Genomic DNA, 1,121 nt, shown 5'->3' with positions numbered 1-1,121 from the left:
ATCGACGGGTGTATATCGGGGGATTACTCATATTTAGCGTGACTTCATTAGCTTGTGCGCTTTCCAATTCTTTGCTGACGTTGACGGTAGCCCGTGTATTTCAAGGTTTTGGTGCGGCTGCTTTGGCAAGCGTGAATACTTCTTTGATCCGGATTATTTATCCCAAACGACATTTGGGGCGGGGAATGGGTATCAATGCGCTAGTGGTTGCCGTGTCGGCGGCAGGGGGGCCGACGATTGCGGCAGGAATTTTGTCTGTCGCCTCTTGGCAGTGGTTATTCGCGATAAATGTTCCCATTGTTATCGTGGCTTTGATTTTATCTTTCCGTTTTTTGCCCGTGAATCCGGTAAAAAGAAGTGGGCGGAAGTTTGATTGGATTAGCGGGTTGATGAACGCTTTTACATTCGGGTTATTGATTTTCTCGATCGAGGGATTTACTCACGGGGTGAGTTTGTCCGTGTTGCTCCCGGGGATTGGAGTGGTTCTGTTGGTTGGTTACTTTTTCGTGCGTCGCCAGTTGTCGCAGGAATATCCCCTGTTGCCTGTCGATTTGTTGAAGATACCGATTTTTTCGTTGTCAGTCGGGACGTCCGTGTGTTCTTTCGTGGCACAGATGCTGGCCATGGTTTCTTTGCCCTTCTTTTTGCAGCACACGTTGGGACTGGATGAGGTGGCGACGGGATTGTTGCTGACCCCTTGGCCGTTGGCGACGATGATTGCGGCTCCTTTGGCCGGGAGGTTGATCGAACGGGTTCATGCCGGGTTGTTGGGGGGCGTGGGATTGTCGATATTTTCCGCGGGATTATTTTTATTAGCTGTCTTTGCGGATCAGGTTTCCAACGCTGGGATTGCTTTGTTTATGGCTATGTGTGGATTCGGGTTTGGATTATTCCAGACGCCGAATAATAGTATATTAATTTCTTCCGCGCCACAGAACAGGAGTGGCGGGGCTAGCGGTATGCTGGGTATGGCCCGTTTGACTGGACAGACCACGGGAGCCTCGTTAGTGGCATTAATGTTTGTTGTTTTTCCGGTGGACGGGACGTATGCTTCCCTCTATTTTGCAGGAGGGTTTGCCACGCTTGCCGCTATCGTGAGTTTCACCCGGGTTTCCTTGCCG

The 1,121-nt window shown here is 50.6% G+C and carries 1 protein-coding gene; it reads left to right on the top strand.

Features of this window, described 5'->3' with window-relative positions; translation table 11 throughout:
* Positions 1–1,121, top strand: a 1,121-nt coding sequence (locus AB5542_RS03080) for an MFS transporter (RefSeq protein WP_368242980.1), incomplete at both ends; no start/stop codon positions are given.

It is taken from the genome of Butyricimonas sp. RTP31003st1_G1_RTP31003_210430, assembly GCF_040920905.1.
GTDB lineage: Bacteria > Bacteroidota > Bacteroidia > Bacteroidales > Marinifilaceae > Butyricimonas > Butyricimonas paravirosa.
The sequence above is the reverse complement of the archived record's forward strand: the minus strand, read 5'-3'. Positions and strand labels throughout refer to the sequence as shown.